The 16,768-nt window shown below is 71.7% G+C and carries 16 protein-coding genes; 5 read left to right on the plus strand and 11 right to left on the minus strand.

Annotated features, from left to right (window positions below):
- The first annotated feature begins 16 nt into the window (after window positions 1-16).
- Window positions 17-844 (plus strand): EF-hand domain-containing protein, encoded by an 828-nt coding sequence (locus Pla163_RS12980; RefSeq protein ID WP_145189042.1) that lies wholly within the window; start codon window positions 17-19, stop codon window positions 842-844.
- 42 nt (window positions 845-886) lie between these two features.
- Here the strand turns inward: Pla163_RS12980 and Pla163_RS12985 are convergent, their stop codons facing one another.
- From Pla163_RS12985 to hpt, 5 genes are all read right to left on the minus strand, one after another.
- Window positions 887-2,047, minus strand: a complete 1,161-nt coding sequence (locus Pla163_RS12985) for a hypothetical protein (protein ID WP_145189045.1) — start codon at window positions 2,045-2,047, stop codon at window positions 887-889.
- Between the two features lie 63 nt (window positions 2,048-2,110).
- The gene (mtnP, locus tag Pla163_RS12990) at window positions 2,111-2,977 is read right to left on the minus strand and encodes an S-methyl-5'-thioadenosine phosphorylase (protein WP_145189048.1); all 867 of its coding nucleotides are present in this window, start codon (window positions 2,975-2,977) and stop codon (window positions 2,111-2,113) included.
- Between the two features lie 15 nt (window positions 2,978-2,992).
- The gene (gene truD / locus Pla163_RS12995; RefSeq protein WP_145189050.1) at window positions 2,993-5,299 is read right to left on the minus strand and encodes a tRNA pseudouridine(13) synthase TruD; all 2,307 of its coding nucleotides are present in this window, start codon (window positions 5,297-5,299) and stop codon (window positions 2,993-2,995) included.
- A complete protein-coding gene (locus Pla163_RS13000; RefSeq protein WP_145189053.1) occupies window positions 5,296-6,747 on the minus strand; it encodes an RluA family pseudouridine synthase in 1,452 nt (483 codons plus the stop codon). Before Pla163_RS13000 ends, truD begins: the two co-directional genes overlap by 4 nt.
- Before the next feature lie 20 nt (window positions 6,748-6,767).
- The gene (hpt, locus tag Pla163_RS13005; RefSeq protein WP_145189056.1) at window positions 6,768-7,316 is read right to left on the minus strand and encodes a hypoxanthine phosphoribosyltransferase; all 549 of its coding nucleotides are present in this window, start codon (window positions 7,314-7,316) and stop codon (window positions 6,768-6,770) included.
- A 558-nt stretch (window positions 7,317-7,874) separates the two neighbouring features.
- On the opposite strand from hpt, the gene Pla163_RS13010 reads away from it, so the two are divergent.
- Both Pla163_RS13010 and Pla163_RS13015 read left to right on the plus strand, forming a co-directional pair.
- Window positions 7,875-8,399, plus strand: a complete 525-nt coding sequence (locus tag Pla163_RS13010; RefSeq protein ID WP_145189059.1) for a hypothetical protein — start codon at window positions 7,875-7,877, stop codon at window positions 8,397-8,399.
- Window positions 8,387-9,010 carry an NUDIX hydrolase gene (locus Pla163_RS13015; protein ID WP_145189061.1) on the plus strand — a complete coding sequence of 208 codons (624 nt, stop codon included), beginning with the start codon at window positions 8,387-8,389 and terminating at the stop codon, window positions 9,008-9,010. The genes Pla163_RS13010 and Pla163_RS13015 overlap by 13 nt, the downstream gene beginning before the upstream one ends.
- Before the next feature lie 87 nt (window positions 9,011-9,097).
- On the opposite strand, the gene Pla163_RS13020 is transcribed toward Pla163_RS13015, so the two are convergent.
- From Pla163_RS13020 to Pla163_RS19065, 6 genes are all read right to left on the minus strand, one after another.
- Entirely contained in the window at window positions 9,098-9,994 is an 897-nt protein-coding gene (locus tag Pla163_RS13020) for a hypothetical protein (protein ID WP_145189064.1), read from the minus strand.
- Window positions 9,995-10,448: 454 nt separating this feature from the next.
- Window positions 10,449-10,976 carry a methylated-DNA--[protein]-cysteine S-methyltransferase gene (locus Pla163_RS13025; protein WP_145189067.1) on the minus strand — a complete coding sequence of 176 codons (528 nt, stop codon included), beginning with the start codon at window positions 10,974-10,976 and terminating at the stop codon, window positions 10,449-10,451.
- Between the two features lie 86 nt (window positions 10,977-11,062).
- Window positions 11,063-11,542: a DUF420 domain-containing protein gene (locus Pla163_RS13030; RefSeq protein ID WP_145189070.1), complete on the minus strand. Its 480-nt coding sequence runs from the start codon at window positions 11,540-11,542 to the stop codon at window positions 11,063-11,065.
- Window positions 11,543-11,591: 49 nt separating this feature from the next.
- Window positions 11,592-12,497 (minus strand): heme o synthase, encoded by a 906-nt coding sequence (gene cyoE, locus Pla163_RS13035; protein WP_419185910.1) that lies wholly within the window; start codon window positions 12,495-12,497, stop codon window positions 11,592-11,594.
- Entirely contained in the window at window positions 12,494-13,441 is a 948-nt protein-coding gene (locus Pla163_RS19060; RefSeq protein ID WP_419185911.1) for a COX15/CtaA family protein, read from the minus strand. Before Pla163_RS19060 ends, cyoE begins: the two co-directional genes overlap by 4 nt.
- Window positions 13,438-14,406 carry a cytochrome c gene (locus Pla163_RS19065; RefSeq protein WP_419185912.1) on the minus strand — a complete coding sequence of 323 codons (969 nt, stop codon included), beginning with the start codon at window positions 14,404-14,406 and terminating at the stop codon, window positions 13,438-13,440. The genes Pla163_RS19060 and Pla163_RS19065 overlap by 4 nt, the downstream gene beginning before the upstream one ends.
- Before the next feature lie 192 nt (window positions 14,407-14,598).
- Here Pla163_RS19065 and ygfZ point away from each other — a divergent pair, with 192 nt between their 5' ends.
- Both ygfZ and Pla163_RS13050 read left to right on the plus strand, forming a co-directional pair.
- On the plus strand, window positions 14,599-15,693 hold the full coding sequence (ygfZ, locus tag Pla163_RS19070) for a CAF17-like 4Fe-4S cluster assembly/insertion protein YgfZ (protein WP_419185913.1): 1,095 nt from the start codon (window positions 14,599-14,601) through the stop codon (window positions 15,691-15,693).
- A 71-nt stretch (window positions 15,694-15,764) separates the two neighbouring features.
- Window positions 15,765-16,745 (plus strand): CorA family divalent cation transporter, encoded by a 981-nt coding sequence (locus Pla163_RS13050; RefSeq protein WP_145189081.1) that lies wholly within the window; start codon window positions 15,765-15,767, stop codon window positions 16,743-16,745.
- The last annotated feature ends 23 nt before the right edge of the window (window positions 16,746-16,768 follow it).

A 16,768-nucleotide genomic window follows, 5' to 3' on the forward strand; every position in this document is an offset into this window, starting at 1 on the left:
CCGGCGAGACCATCCGATGACACCGCTCCGTCCCCTGCTCCTGTTCGCGCTCGTCGCCCTGCCGGTGGCGGTCCCGTTCGTCGCTCCGGCCCCGGTTCAGGACCAGGACCAGGGCGAACTGGCGCGGCGCTACTTCGCGATCGCGGACTACGACGGGGGCGGATGGGTCTCGATCGCGGAGGCGTCGCAGTCGCTGTTGATCAGCCGCGAGGAGTTCCGGCGCTACGACATCGACCAGGACGGCGGCATCGACCGCACCGAGTTCGAGGCGCGCTACCGCCGCATCGTCGAGACCCAGGGCATCTTCCAACCGCCGATCCCCGCGCCGAAGCGAGCGGTCAACCTGCCGACCCCGACGCTCTCGTGGTTCCAGCGCTTCGACACGGACGGGAGCGGCAGTTGGGACCTGGCGGAACTCTCGTTGGCCCTCGAGGATCGCGACCTCTCGCAGTTGGCGACGGCGGAGAGCTTCGCACTCGTCGACGCCGACCGATCGGGCCGCCTCGAGGCAGCCGAGATCGAATCGGTGCTCCAGCTCGTGACGCTCAACGGCGGTGTGCCCAGGGCACGCGCGAGCAGCGTGCGCGAACTCTTCGGCGAAGCCCTCCCGACGCCGGTGGGACCCGGCGTGGTGCCGAGCCCGGCACGGCTGCCCGGTCCGCTGCCGATCTTCGAACGACTCGACGTCAACGGCGACGGCGTCTGTTCGGACGTCGACCTGCGCGAACTGGCGTTCCCCGCCGCGCTCCCGATCCGTCCGCAGGCCCTCCTCGCCGCCCTCGACCTCGACGGTGACGGAGCCCTCTCGGCCTCCGAGTTCCACCGCGCGCTCCTCGCCGAGTAGAGGCCGGGCGCGCCGCGCCGTGCTCGTCAGGAGCCGTGTTCGTCAGGAGCCGGCGTCGTCGGACCAGGTTTCGGGCGGAGCAGGCGCCGCGACGGGTGCGTCGAGCACGGCGTCGTCCCGCTCGAGACCGAGGCAGATCCGGCGCAGTTCGGCGCGCACTTCGCGGTGCCAGGCCTCGAGTCGCGCGCTGCGGCTGCCCTCGGACGCCGCCGCCCCGCCCATGGACTGGTACGTGGCGTCCAGCGACAAGAGGTAGCGGCCCAGGTCGCCGGCCCGCGGATCCGCGAGGAGCGCCGCGCACCCGAAAGCGATCGAACACGCGGCTTCGTGCTGGTCGTCGATCGCCGTCTCCCCCGCCACCTCGAGAAGTGCCTCGGGCGCCACGTCCGCCGAGCGCCGCGGATAGCGCACCTCGACGACGGGAGCACCACCGGTGCCGACCGTGCCCGCCGCTTCTTCGCGAACCGCGACGACCAGGGTTCCGGGTCGCGCGTCGATCGCGTCGAAGGCACAGATGCGGGCGACGAGCAGCGCGACGCCCTGCGCTGCGTCGCTCGCACCGAGTACGGCGATCTCGAGGTCCACCGCTTCGAGTCCATCCTGCGGCTGGTCGACCGCGACGATTCGCACGGTGGCGCAGGGCCCGTTCGCGTACGCGGCCTCGCCCGCGGCAGAGCCGGACGCGGCGGGTGTGTTCGATCCAAGAGCCGTTGCCGCGCGCTCCGAGCCCGCGTCGACCGGCTCGCTCGCGACTTCGCTCACCGCCACGTTCACCGCCCCCGCGCGCAGCGAAGCGGCGAGTCCCACCGCATCCACCGACCCCAGTTCCGACCCGTCGCACTCCACGCGAACCGTGCGGCCTCTCGGCCCGGTGACGAGGAAGGTGCCGTCGTCGGTCGTCGAGCTCGAGGACGCCGAACCGTTCGTCGGCGCGAGCCACAGCTGCGGCTCGACGGCCAGCCGACGCGCGGCCTCCCGGAAGTCGCGATCGCCCGCGGCCACCGGCCCACCGAGCAACCACACGGGTGCCGCGATCGCCTCGGCGGCGAACCGCGTTCCGCGCTGCTGGTCCTCGAGCTTGGCCGCCGCGATCGCCGCGGCCACCTGACGGTCCATGGCGTTGCTCCCGCAGGCTGTTGCGGACAGGAGCACCACCGACGCGAGGGCCACGCCCTGGGTGTGTCGTGAGGTTCGGCTCGCCATGGATGCGCTGGGCTCGGGTCGCGGAAACGGTCTACCTGTGCAGGAGCGCTCGAACGACGAGCATCAGACGTACTTGTCGATCAAGAGTCCGAGTCGGTCGCGCGCTTCGTCGGGGATCGTCGTGGGGTCGGTCATGATCGCGTGGGCGAGCGCGCTCTGACAGCCACACGTGGGTGCCGACGTCACCGCGGGAACCGCCTTCATCAGCACGTCGCGCGCGTGGTCGACGTTGGCGTGCATCGTCGCCACGACCTGTTCGACGGTCACGGCGTCGTGTCCCTCGTGCCAGCAGTCGTAGTCGGTGGCCATGGCGATCGTCGCGTAGCAGATCTCCGCTTCGCGCGCGAGCTTGGCCTCCTGCAGGTTCGTCATGCCGATCACGTCGGCGCCCCACGAGCGGTAGAGCTTCGACTCGGCCCGCGTCGAGAACTGCGGCCCTTCCATGTTCACGTAGGTCCCACCGTCGTGGACCTTCACCCCGGTCGATCCGGCCGCCGCGACGAGTGCCTCGCGCAGGTTCGGGCAGAACGGGTCGGCGAACATGACGTGCGCGACGACGCCCCCGGTGTAGAAGGTGTCGACGCGGTGGCGCGTGCGATCGATGAACTGATCGACGATCACGAAGTCGCCCGGGACGATCTCCTCCTTGAGGGAGCCGACCGCCGACACGCTCAGGATGCGCGACACGCCGAGCTTCTTCATGCCCCAGATGTTGGCGCGGAAGTTCAGCTCGGACGGACTCACGCGGTGACCGCGACCGTGCCGGGGCAGGAACACCACCGTGGTGTCGCCCATGCGGCCGCGCAGGAACGCGTCGCTCGGCTCACCGAAGGGCGTGGCGATGTGGATCTCTTCGAGATCGTGGATGGCATCCATCTGGTAGAGGCCAGAGCCTCCGATGATGCCGACGACGGTGTCGCTCGTGTGCATGGCTTTGGGGGGGTCTTACTCGCTGTCCGTGTCCCTCGGGCGAGGGGGCCGTTGGTCCTGCCGTTCGCGGTCGGGCAGCGGTTCCTTCTGCGGACCGCGTCCGGAGCGGGTCGCGCCGTCGCGGTCGCCGAAGCTGGGGCGCTCGTCGCGGCCACGCTGTCCGCCGCGGTAGCCGCCGCCGCGCGAACGGTCGTCGCCGCCGCGGTAGCCGCCACCGCTCGAGCGATCGTTGCCGCCGCGGTAGCCGCCTCCGCTCGAACGGTCGCTTCCGCCGCGGTAGCCGCCTCCGCTCGAGCGATCGTCAGCGCCGCGGTAGCCGCCGCCGCTCGAACGGTCGTCAGCGCCGCGGTAGCCGCCGCCGCTCGAGCGATCGTCGCCGCCGCGGTAGCCGCCGCCGCTCGAGCGATCATTGCCGCCGCGGTAGCCGCCGCCGCTCGAGCGATCATTGCCGCCGCGGTAGCCGCCGCCGCTCGAACGATCGTCGCCGCCGCGGTAGCCACCGCCGCTCGAACGATCGTCGCCGCCGCGGTAGCCGCCGCCGCTCGAACGATCGTCGCCGCCGCGGTAGCCACCGCCGCTCGAGCGATCATTGCCGCCGCGGTAGCCACCTCCGCTCGAGCGATCATTGCCGCCGCGGTAGCCACCACCGCTCGAACGATCGCTACCGCCGCGGTAGCCGCCGCCGCTCGAACGGTCGTCGCCGCCGCGGTAGCCACCACCACTCGAACGGTCGTCGCCGCCGCGGTAGCCACCTCCGCTCGAGCGATCATTGCCGCCGCGGTAGCCGCCTCCGCTCGAGCGATCATCGCCGCCGCGGTAGCCACCACCACTCGAACGGTCGTCGCCGCCACGGTAGCCACCACCGCTCGAGCGGTCGCCGCCGCCGCGGTAGCCACCACCACTCGAACGGTCGTCGCCGCCACGGTAGCCGCCACCGCTCGAACGATCGCTTCCGCCGCGGTAGCCGCCGCCGCCGGAACGCTCGTCGCGTCCGCGGTAGCCACCACCGCCCGAGCGCGTGTCACCACCTCGGTAGCCGCCGCCGGGCCGTCCACCGCGCGTGCGCGCTCCGGCGTCGAATCCGCCGGCCGCGAGGGTCCGCGGGCGGCGGTGTTCGTGTCCACCGCGCTCGCCGCGCTCGTCCCGCTCTTCGCGTTCGCTGTTCCCGACCAGTCGCTTCACCACCAGGCTGGCGTAGGCGCCGCGCGGCAGTTCGAAGCGCACGCGCACCATCTTGAGCCCGCGGCTCTCGCGATCGTCCTCCGCCGGACGGACGCGCAGGTGCTGGGGAATCACGCGCACCGGGCGGCGCTCGGCCTTGAGCCCGAAGCCTTCGATGCCCTCGATGCGGTGTTGACCGGGCGTGATCCCCTCTTCGGCGAGGAGGTCGCGGTAGAGGTCGTACTCGTCGCTGTCGATCGCGTCGTCGAGCCCCGCACCGGGCAGCAGCAGCGAGTCACCGATCTCCATCGGCCACTTCGCACCGGGGCACGGGAACGCGCCCTCGATCGACGACACCACGACGCGATCCTCGACCGTCGTGTTGCGGCGCACGCGCTCGGCGAGCGCGCGGTTGAACAGGTGCGACTGCCACGCGTACATGTGGATCAGTCGGATGCGCGTGGCCACGTAGCGGAACGCGCCGCCGAAGTCGTTGGGACGCTCGACCAGGTGCTGGAACAGCGAGCGGTGCTGGCCGCGGTGCTTGGCGTAGGCCAGGCAGCGGTCCCAATCGCCCCACGCGTCCAGGAGACCCGACTTGAAGCGCGCGTCGTGCGCCTGCTCGTACTCGGACTGCGCGGTCAACAGACGCTTGAGCGCCTCCTCCGCGCGGCCGGCGATCAGGTCCTTCGCCACCCAACCCTGGTTGTAGCGCAGGTTGCCGAAGCGCTGATCGTCGAAGTAGTTCGGCACGCCGACCTCGCGCACCACCTGCATGTTCTCGCGCAGGGAATGCAGCTCGTGGGAGTCGAGCGCGCGCACGGCGATGTCGAACGCGTTGCCGTCCGAGTCGGTGCTCTCGAGCGGCCTGTCCGCGCGTCCGACCGCCTCGATCCGCAGGTCGGGATCGGCGATGTCCACGCGCCGTCCGCCGGGGACGCTCATGAACTGGATCGTCACACCCTGGCGGTCCTTGAGCCCGGCCATCGAGACGTCGGCGGCCTCGACCCCGGCCGCGGTGGCCAGGATGGTGGCCGCCTCGGGCGACGTCAGCTTGCGCTTGGTGATCCGATAGACGTTGAAGTCCCCGGACGAGCCGATGTAGCCGTCGCGGAGAACCTCGCGCACACGGAAGTCTGTGGGTCGGAGCTTGAGCTTCATCGCCGTGCGGGCCGCACCTTGGCCAACTGCTTGAGAACGCGGGTCAGATCGGGAGGGAGCGGCGCACGAACGCCGACCCACGGGCCGCTCGTGAACGATGTGCCTTCGGCGAGGCCCGCGGGGATCGGGGCGGGGCCGGCGGCGAGTTGTTCGTCGGTGGGCGCGGAGCCCAGAAAGACGAGTGTGTCGGCGTGGAGCGTCAATCGATCGATGAGAGGCCGTTCGACGCGACCGCGCTTCGAACGGTACCCGCGTTTGATCGAGGACAACAGCAGAGCGTCGCGACGCCCGTAGAACGGGTCCACCAGGAGCGGGAGCCCGATCTCGGCGAGATGGACGCGGATCTGGTGGGTGCGACCGGTGTGCAGGCGGCAGCGAACGAGGCTGAAACCGTCGAAGCGCCGCTCGATCCACATGTCGGTGCGCGACGGCTTGCCGTGCTTGCGGTCGACGCGCATGCGGCCGGGGCGGCGGACGTCCTCGGCGAGGGCCAGGTCGATCGTCATGACCTCCCCGTCCTCGAGGTTCGGGACGCCTTCGACGAGCGCCAGGTACTCCTTGCGCGTGTGGCCGCTGGCGAACGCGCTGCGCAGACGCCGTTCGGACTCGAGCGACTTCGCGACCAGGAGCGCGCCCGACGTGTCCTTGTCGAGGCGGTGCGCGAGGCGCGGGCGGAAACTCGGCAGTGCTCCGTCGGCAGCGGCGCGCGACCAGGCCAGCAGTCCGTCCGCCACGCACGCGCCCTCGCGAGCCCAGCGCTCGGGTTCGACGGCGATACCCGGCGGCTTGTCGACCACGGCGCAGTCGTCGTTCTCCCACAGCACGGGGAGCGGGTCCGCGTCCACGTGTCGTTGGCGGAGCAGGACTTCGTCGCTGATGCTCGCGCTCAGTACCGAACCAGCGCGTAGGCGGTGGCTGGGCTGCACGCGTTGGCCGTCGACGGTGACGCGACCGGAGCGCACCTCTTCGCGCAACGCCCCCTTGGCCACGCCCGGGTAGACGAGGCAGAGGTACTCGTCGATCTCGAGGCGGTCGTGTTCGTCCTCGACGACCAGGTAGTCGACGGAACCACCGGACTCGGAGTCGTAGCCGGTCCCGGAGCCCTCCCCGCCGACGCCGGAACGGACGCGCACGCCGTCCGAGCCGAGGGACGCGTCGCCGCCGATCGTGCTCGCCTGCGCACCGAACGGGTCGTCGGCGGTCAGGTCGTCGCTGAACGCTTCGTCGGAGAAGACGCCGTCCACGAAGGCCGCGCCGGAGAAGACGTCGAGATCGTCGTCACCGACACGGTCGTCGGTTGCGTCCTTCGCGGCGCCGTCGTGCGCGGAGCATCCGTGACCCGTGGCGCCGTCCACGTCGACGCGCGCCGCATCCGCGGACTCGGGCCGCAGGTCACGCGACCGCGCCGCGTCGGGCGTCTCGCCCCTCTCGATCTCTCCCTGGTACATCGCTCGTCGGGATCGCCGCGTCAGGCCGAGGTGGTCGAGGCGAGCTCGGCGCGCAACACGCCGATGTAGGGCAGGTTGCGGTAGAGCCCGGCGTAGTCGAGTCCGTAGCCCACGACGAAGGCGTCCTCGATCGAGAAGCCGACGAAGTCCACGTCGATGTCGACGACGCGCCGCGACGGCTTGTCGAGCAGGACGCAGCCGTGCACCTCGCGCGCGCCGCGCTCGAGCAGTTCGGTGCGCAGGCTCGCCATCGTGCGACCGGTGTCGAGGATGTCGTCCACCAACAGGATGCGCCGTCCCTCGATGGCGCCGGGCGCGGGCAGGAAGTCGAGCTCGAGGCGCCCGCTGGTCGTGCCGTCGCGGTAGCTCGAGGCCGACACGAACGCGAGCTCCAGCGGAGCGTCGATGTGGCGGATCAGGTCGGCCACGAACACCACGGCGCCGTTGAGCACGCCGATCACGGTCAGCGGCTCGGAACCGAAACGCGCCGAGATCTCCTTGGCCACCGTCGCGATGCGGGCCTGGATCTCCGTCTCGGTGTGGAGGACGCGGTCGATGTCGGGGTGCACGGGAAGAGTCTGTCGGGGAGCGGCGGACCGCGGAGTGTAGCAGTCCGCTCCCCCCCGGGCCTCAACGCGATCCCTGAGGCGGGCCGTGGCGTCGAGCACGGGTGCGGGAGCGGTTCGCGCGCAGTCGGAGGTCTCGGCGCCACCCGCCGCGGCGCGCGAGTGCCCGCGGAGCGCGAAACCGGGCTCCCGGGCGGTCCGGACGCCGAAATGGCGGCGATCGGTCGAAACCTGGCGGGCTGCGGGACGTCTCTGACGCAGGAGCGCGGGGTGGACGAAGGGGCACCGTGCCCCCCTTGGGCCGTCGGCCGGACACCTGGCTCCCCCGCCTCGGCGGACCGAGTTGTTCCGGCCCTCCTGCTCGACCCACGCGGAGCAGGTGCCACACTTCGCGGCTGCCACACTCTGCGCCCGCCACACTCTGCGCCGCACACCACCACGTTCGACGCCCACGCGCCGCCACGAGACCCTCGACCGGCGAAGGATGTGCTCGAGCGCGGCCCCGAGGGCCCGACGGCGCTCGGCCAGCGGGCATCAGCGGGCCCCCGAACCAACTCTCCCATGACCGACGAACGACCCACCGCGCGCCGACGGCGCTCCGTCGACGAACGCATCGCCGACCTCGAGAAGCAGATCGAGGAGCAGAAGCAGCGCCTGGAACGGAAGGCCCGCCGCGCCGCCAAGAAGCGCGAGCTGCCGAACTCGATCAAGCGCATCCCGCAGCTCGCGAAACGCCTGCGCGCCTTCGCCGACCTCGCGGAAGCCGACGGACGGGCGGACCTGTCCACCTCGGTCTCGATGTTCCTGGCCGGACTGCAGCGGGTCTACGACGAAGAGAACTCGAAGCGCGCTGAGCCCCTCGTCGCACCGAACGACGAGACGGACGGCGCTGCGATCGACGCCGGGCGTTCGACGAGTCGCGCGTCCACGGACGACCGTTCGCGGTCCGAGCTGACGCCCGCCCCGCGGCGACGCGACCTGCGGCCGGCCACCGAAGCCGAACGACGCTTCGACGAACGCCTGCGTTCGGTCGCGCGTCCGGCGGATCGCTCGGGCGACGACGGACCCAGCGTGTGGGAACGCTAGGCCCGGACTGCGGATCGGACTCCGGATCGGACGCGGGCGCGGGCGCGGGTTCGAGCGCCGATTCGCACCCCGATCGCCCGCGCGTCCTCGGGACGCGCGAGCTGTGCAGCACGCGCATCTTCTCGGTCCATCAGGAACGCGTCGTACTGCCCTCGGGCCTCGAGCAGGATCTCGCCGTCGTGCGGCACGGCGGCGCCGTCGCGGTGGCCGCCGTCGGTGCGAACGGACGGTTGCTCGTGGTGCGGCAGTACCGACATGCCGTCGGTGACTGGCTCGAGGAAGTGGTGGCCGGGCGCCTCGAGCCGGGCGAAGAGCCGCTCGCGGCCGCACGACGCGAGCTGGAAGAGGAAGCCGGCATGCGCGCCGAGCACTGGCGTGAAGTCTCGACCTTCTTCCCCGCTCCCGGCTTCTGCAGCGAACGCATGACGCTGTTCGTCGCCACGGGACTGCGCGCGGCAGGGCCCGACCGGCTCGCGCCCGACGACGACGAGGAGATCGAGGTCGCGTGGCGACGACCGCAGGACGTGCTCGCGTCGGCCCGGGATGCCAAGACGCTGGTGGCCGCGGCGTTCGTGCTCCGCGACGGGGCGGCGGACTCGGGGCTCACCTGACGCCACGTCCGGGGCGCGCGCTCGACGGCGCTCGTCCGACGGTGCGTGTCCGACGGCGCGAGTCCGCAGCTGATCCACCGACGCCACTCACGGGCGCGGAACCACGGAGACGTCCTGCAGTCCGTCGAAGCCGCCCTGGGCCGACACCGCGGCGCCGCCGGGACCGACGCGCAGGACGCTGCCGGAGGCGACGAACAGCGCGCCGCCGTCCGCGAGCCCGTCGCCGCGCCGGAAGGGTCCGATGCGCGTCACGTCCACGTCGTGGACCACGCGACCGTCGCCGTCCACCGCGACCAGCCATGGCTCGCCGCTGCGGGGCATCCACAAGCGCTCGTTCGCACCGGAGCCTGTGGACGACGGCGCCAGGTCCTCGATCGTCCCACCGAGATCCCGCTCGATGACCACGCCGAGCTGCTCGTCGAGGCGCCACAGCCGCGCCCCACCGGCCGCACTCAGGACCCACCATCCTCCGCCGACGGCCGGAGCCACGTCGCTGATCTCCTTCCCGAGCGCCACGCGCGCCAGCGGCAGGCCGTTGACGACGCCGGCGTCCAGCAGCAGCCCGTCGCCCGACAGGGTGCCGACGAACACGCGGTCACGAGAACCGGCCACGGCCACGGCTCCGTTCCACACCGCGAGCTGTCGCACGGCGCCGTCCTCGTGGACCCGCAGAACGCGCGCCGTCGCCTGGGTCCAGTCCCCTTCGACCACGAGCGCGTCGGCCCCGTCCAAGCACTCGAGGTCGCGCACCGGCCCCAGGGCCGCCAGCCGCCCCACCGCACCCGCCGGTCGCACGAGCGCCAGATCGTGACGGCCCGTCGGTCCACAGCTGCGCGACAGCACGACCCAGGCGGTGGCGTCCGCGCGCGCTCGGATCCGCCCCGGGCAGGGCACCGTCACGCTCGCCCGCTCGAGCAGATCCTCGTCGAGGAGCACGGCGCGGTCGGCGCCCAGGTCACAGACCCAGGCCAAGGCGTCGACCACGATCGGTGGCACACCGCTCGCACCACGCACAGGACTCGGCGCGGCAGCGAGCATGCGCGCGCCAGCGCCCGGACGACCCGCGATCGACCCGTCCGGCGCGACGTGCGTGCTACCGCTCGGTTCCCCGCTCGACCCGCCGGGCACCACGACCGCCGCCGTCCCACCGCCCGAGGCCGACCGCGTTCCGAGCGCCGCGACCTCTCGGTCCGTCGACCTCGGCCCGAACAGCGTTGCCGACAGCAACCACACCGCGACGATCGGGACGCCGATCGCGACCGCGACCAGGCGACTGTTTCGATGACTGTTTCGATGACTGGTTCGGTGGGTGCTTCGGTGGACGTGATCCCGGGACGGCTCCCCCACTGCGTTCGTGCGTTCCATGTCCCATGGACCACAGCGCTCCGCTCTCGGTGGCGGAAGAAATCGCGCGAACGTGAACGCCGCGCGCCGTCGCTCAGGTGGGCAGCAGCGCGCCCTCGGCCTCGAGCAGTCCGCGCTTCACCTCGAGCCCACCGATCTGTCCACCAAAGGTGAAGCCACCCAACCCCTGTGCACCGACCACACGGTGGCACGGGATCGCGAGCGGCACCGGGTTCGAGCCGTTCGCGCGCCCCACCGCCCGGCAGGCCTTCGGGTTCCCGATGCGCCGCGCGATGTCGGCGTACGTGCGCGTCGCTCCGCGCGGGATGCGCCGCAGTTCGCGCCAGACCTTCTTCTGGAAGTCGGTGCCGCGCAGGTCCAGTCGCACCGAGAGGTCCGCCTCGCGCCCGCCCGCCGCCGCGCGCACGGCCTTCGCGAAATCGGGCTGCAGGCGCCGGTCGTGGACGAGTTCGGCCCGAGGCTCGTGGCGCTCGCGCCAGTCCTCCAGCTGTGACAGCTCGCCCGTGAGCGTCACGAAGCACAGCCCCTTGGGCGTGAACGCGAAGAGCACGCTCATGGAGGGCGTGTCGACGGTGCGGTAGCGGATCTCCTCGACGGTCATGTTCGTCTCCTCGCGCCGTGGGACGCGCTGGCCGACGTCCGCGCTCGACCTCGAGACGTGGGTGAGAGCCGGCCGCGCGCGCGGTCTCAGCCCCCGGCCGAGAGCGGGGCGTCGGGATTCAGATGGTAGAGCACCACGTAGACGGCGACACCGGTCACCGACACGTAGAGCCACAGGGGAAAGGACCGCTTCGCCCAGCGACGGTGTCGGGTCCAGTCCTCGCGATGTGCCAACCAGAAGGTGAACAACACCATGGGGAGATTCACGATCGCTCCGAGCACGTGCGTGAGGAGCAGCACGAGGTAGGCCGTCTTGACCCAACCCTCGCGGTTGAACTTCGTGGCCCCGAGCTCGGCCTGCACGCCGAAGTGGTACGTGAGGTAGCCGGCGAGGAACAGCGCGCTGGCCACGAGCGCCGCGAACATGAAGCGCTTGTGCGTCTCCTCCGCGCCGCGCTTGATGGCGACGAGGCCACACACCAACAGGACCGACGCCGTCGCGTTGCAGCAGGCGTTGATGAACGGGAGATTCGTCCCGAAGGAGCTGTCGGTGAGGAGCGCGAGCACGGCGAAGAGGTCAGCGGGCAGGGAGGTGTGGCGTCGGACCTCGGACGGCTCAGTGCGTGAACAACGCGCCGTCCGCGAGCGCCAGGAGGATCACTATCGGCAGGTGGACGAGCGACGCGAACAGTACGCGCCGCGCGTTGTCGCGGCTCTCTTCGAGGGAGAAGCGCCAGGTCGTGTACAGGAACAGCAAACCGACCACGGATGCCGTGACGGCGTAGAAGAGCGTCGCCTCGCCGCGCAGGAGCGGCAGGAGCGGCAGCGGGACGAGCGCCGCGCAGTACAGGAACGCCTGGCGTCCGGCGATGCCCTTCGACCCGGGCTCGCAGGGCAGCATCCGCATGCCGGCCGCCGCGTAGTCGTCGCGGTACAGCCACGCGATCGCGAGGAAGTGCGGGAACTGCCAGGCGAAGACCGTGGCGAACAGCGTCCAGCCCCACGTGCCCGGCTCGCCCGCGACGGCGACGCACCCGAGCAGAGGCGGCATGGCGCCCGGCAACGCGCCGACCACCGTGTTCAGCGTCGTCTGGCGCTTCAGCGGCGTGTAGACGAGCACGTAGGCCACGAGCGTCGACAGACCGAGCAGCGCGGAGATCGGCGCGAAGCGCAGGGCCAGGGCGAACGTCGCCGTGGTCGCGAGCACCGCGGCGACGACGACGACGGTCGCGACCGACACGCGCCCGGCGGGCAGCGGACGGTCCTTCGTGCGCACCATGCGGGAATCCAGATCGCGCTCGACGACCTGGTTGAACATGCCGGACGCCGCGCTCAGGAGCGTGATCCACAGGGCCGCCTCGGCCGAGTGGCCCCAGGTCGCGCCGCTCAAGAGACCGCCGCAGAAGGCCGAGAAGGCCACGAACGACGTGATCCGGTGCTTCGCGAGGATCGCCCAGTCCGACAGCGCCTGCGAGAGGCCGCTGCGTTCGACCGGCGTCGCGTCCCCCAGGGCGCCGCTCACGCCGTCACCTCGGACTCGGCGCGCTGGAGCCAGAGCACGAGCGCGACCGTCTGCACGAGCACCAGCGCTCCGACCACGAGGTGCGCGCCCGCGATCAGGGACTCGGCGAGCGACACGCGGTCGGGATCACCGAAGGCCATCCAGGCGGCGAACCCGAGCAGGATCTGCGTGCCGATCAGGGCGTGCAGCCGCCGCTTGCCGTTGTTCAACGGCGCCGCGAGCGGCGCGGCCGCGGGGTTCGCCTCGACCATGCGGTTCGCGTACAGCGCGACGCGGATGGCGAAGAAGATGATCACGCCGAGCAGCACGAACGCAGCGGTGATGTGCATGTGCAGACCACCCTTGACCTCGTCGAACTCGGGGTTGCGCAGTCCGTGGCGGTACACCGCGCCGAGCGTGATCTGTCCGAGCACGAGCAGCGACGTCACGAGCGCCAGCGTGCGCGGACCGTCAGGCGTACGTCCGCCGGGCAGCGTCTGCCAGGCGTTCGAGCACGTCACCGCCGCGACGGTGATCAGCGCAATCGTGACCTGAGCCAACACGCCGTGCAGGAAGGCCAGGTTGGGCGCGTTCTCGAGCACACGGAAGCCGCCGACCGTGCCTTGGACGACGATTGCGAACAATGCGATCCACGCTGCGGCCTGCGCCCCTCCTGCGAGTCGGCACTTTCGGGTGACGACCACCATCCCAATGGCGGCCAATCCAACAACGACGCCGATCATGCGGTGCGTGTGCTCCCAAGCCGTCGGATGGTCTCGGAACCACTCGGCGAACGGGAAGAACGGCATGAAGTGGTAGGTGCCATTCTCACCCTCAGCCATGAGCCATCCCTTCACGGCCATCCCGGCGCCGGTCGTCGTGACCTGGCTCCCGACCAGGGTCAGGATCAACGTCAGGAAGAAGGTCGTGAGCGCGAAGCGGCGCGGCCAAGGGGAGAGGGTCATCGCGGTTCGTCGGTCTGGGAGTTGGCGGGCGAAGGGGCGTCGGTGGACGGCGCAGCGCCGGTGTTCGGGCCGTCGGGGCTCATGGGCGCTTCGGTCCCTGCGGGCGGAGCCGGCAGAATAGCCCAGCGGGACCAGGCTTCGACGTAGACCTCGTCCATCCGCGCGGCACTCGGTGGACTTCCCTCGGCGGCCCGCAGCTCGAGCCAGGCGCGCTCGACCTCGCCGCGCAGGCTGAGGAAGCGCACGTAGTCGGCCAGACCGCTCTGGCGAGCCGGTCCGAGGCGCGTGAACAGGGGCATGCCGGTTCCGGCCACGCCGCGCTTGAGGACGCGCACCAGGTCGTCCTGGGTCGGTCGCGGCGCGGGGCTCACGGCGCGGTGCACGAACTCGCCGCTGCGGAAGTCGCGCGGCACCGGATCGAGCTGGGCGGCGGAACGGCCGTCCCCTCCCCCGGCGACTCCGTGGCAGGTGGCGCACTCGCGCGCGAACAGCCGCGCGGACTCGACCAGGTCGGGCTGCCAGGCGCGGATGGTCGCCGCCGGGTCGGGACTGCCGTCGAGCGCGCGCTGCAGCGACGTGGGGAGTTTCGGGGACGACGGATCCTCGCCGCGCTCGTGGCGCAACAGCGCGTCGTACCAGCCGCGCGCGTTGTCGGTCGCGATCGCGCCCACGAGCGTCTCGCTGGCCCCCGCCGGCACGGGCGCGTTCGGATCGAAGCCCGCGGCGGCCCAACCCTCGAGCACGGCGTAACGCGGCAGGTCCGGGGGCCCGAACAGCCGCGCGAGCGCCTGTTCGAGGGCGGCGCGGTCGTCGGGAGCGAGCTCGGCCGCCGCCTGCGAGAGCGGCAGGGGCTCGAGCTCGGGATCGGTCGCACAGCCGCTCCCACCGACCGCGGCGACGAGCGCCAGGGCGAGTGCGACGAGCGGCCGCCGGAGGGCGCACGGGATCGATCGGTGAAGGTGCATCGCGGAGCGCCCCTCGCATCGACGGGCGCGCGGACTAGTGTGGTGCAGCGGAGGACGCGCGCGAGGCGGCATTTTGTCGCACGCGGCGCCAGGCCGTCGGGACGCCCACCCGTCACCGGATCGACGCCCTCCCTGCGCCGTCCCTGCCCGCGACCCCGCCCCATCGTTCCAGCCCCCGCCCCAGCCTCTTCCGTGCGCACCGCCGACCTCTCCGCCCTCTTCGCCGACCGCGGCGCCGTCTTCCCCGGCGGCGACGACTCCGCTCCCGTCCTGACCTTCGGCGACGTACCGGGCGAGTACCGCGCTGGTCGCGAGTCCGCCCTTCTGCTCGACGCCAGCGCGCGTGGCCGCGTGGTGGCGACCGGCGGCGACCGCGCCGACTTCCTGCACCGCATCCTCGCGAACACCGTGCGCGGCCTCGAGGCCGGCAGCGGCAACCGCGGGCTGTTGTTGACGCCGAAGGGCAAGGTCGTCGAAGCCTTCGATCTGTGCGTGGAGCCCGAGCGCATCGTGCTCGAGGCCGAGGCCGGTCGCGGCGCGAGCCTGCTCGCGGCCGTCGACATGTTCCTGTTCTCCGAGGACGTGCAGCTCACCGACGCGAGCGACAGCACCGCTCCACTCGAGCTCTGCGGTCCCGACGCGGCGCGCATCGCCGAGGACCTCCTGGGCGACGAACCGCCGAGCGAACCGGGGCACTGGAAGGAGCGCGGCTCGGTGCGCGTCGCGTGCGCGATCGTCGCGGGCAGTCGCGGGTTCCGCCTCGACGCCGGTCCGGACGGCGCGACCGAACTGTGGGAACGGCTCGTGCGCGCCGGTGCCACGCCGGGTGGACTGATCGCGGCCGACAGCCTGCGCGCCGAGGCCGGTCAGGCGCGCTACGGCGTCGACGTGGACGACAACGTGTATCCGCAGGAAGCGCGCCTCGAGTCGGCCTTCTCGCTCGACAAGGGCTGCTACACGGGACAGGAGGTCGTCGCGAAGATCGACACCTACGGCGGCGTCAACAAGCGCCTGGTCACGGTGCGGCTCGCGAGCGAGGACCCGGTCGCGCGCGGCACCGTGCTGACCGTCCCGGGCGAGGACGGCGAGCCGCGTCAGGTCGGCATCGTCACCACGTGGGCCTACTCGTTCGAACTGGACGCGCCGATCGCGCTGGCGTTCGCGAAGCGCCGCCACCAGAAGATCGGCACCGTGCTCGACGTCGCGGACGGCAGCGGGACGGCGACGGTCGTCGCGATGCCCGTGCGCAAGGACGGCGAGCCGGTCACGGGCGAGTTCGAGGAGTGACTCCCACCAGCGGGTCGCGCCGAAGTGCCCTGCGCAGTCGACGTCGGGCACGCTGCCCCTAGGCTTCGGGGATGAGCGACCAACTTCCGTGGCAGATCGACTCCGCGACCCCGCCCAGCTTCGCCCTCGACCTCGACTGCGACGGCGGAGCGCGACCGGTCTCGATCACCGAGGCCTTCCGTCGTCGCGACGTGTGGATCAACCTGCCGACCCGTCCCGACTCGGGAGACGCTTCGGTCCTGAAGTCGCACCTCGAGTTCGACGCGTACATGGCGCTCACCGCGGATGAGACGCGCCCGCGCGTGGCCGTCGTCGCGGGCGGACTGCTGCTGGTGGTGCGCGGCATCAACCTGAACGCGGGCGCCGACCCCGAGGACATGGTCAGCCTGCGGATGTGGTTCGACGACAGCCGCCTGTTGACGGTGCAGCGCCGGTGCCTGATGGCCGTCCGCGACCTGGCCGAAGACCTGAACGCGGGGCACGGCACGAAGTCGCCGGCGGCGCTGATGCTCGCGCTCGTCGAGCGGTTGATCGATCGCATGTCGCCGCTGCTCGAGGAGCTCGACGAGCACGTCGACCAGCTCGAGGACGCGTCGCTCACCGAGCCGCCTTCCAAGATCCTGCACGAACTGGCCCAGCACCGCCGCCGCGCCATCGCCCTGCGGCGCCACATCGCACCGACGCGCGACGCGCTCTCGCAGTTGGCCGTGCTCGCGCCCGAGCACCTCGGCCCCGGCAGCGAGTGGACGGCGCGTGAACTGGCCGACCAGGTCGCGCGCTACGTGGACGACCTCGACGAGGTGCGCGACCGCGCGGCCATCGCCCACGAGTTCATCATGAGCCGCCAGAGCGACATGTTGAACCAGCGCATGCTGCTGCTCTCGATCGCCGCCGCCATCTTCCTGCCGCTCGGCCTCATCTCGGGGATGATGGGGATGAACGTGGGCGATCTGCCGCTGACGGGTGACAACGGCTTCTGGATCACGACCGCGATCATCTTCGGCGTCGGCGGCTTGTTGGCCGGCGCGATGAAACTCGTGCGCTGGTACTGAGGCGCGCTCGACGCGCGTGACGC

The sequence above is a fragment of the Rohdeia mirabilis genome (assembly GCA_007750655.1).
Taxonomy (GTDB): Bacteria; Planctomycetota; UBA1135; order UBA1135.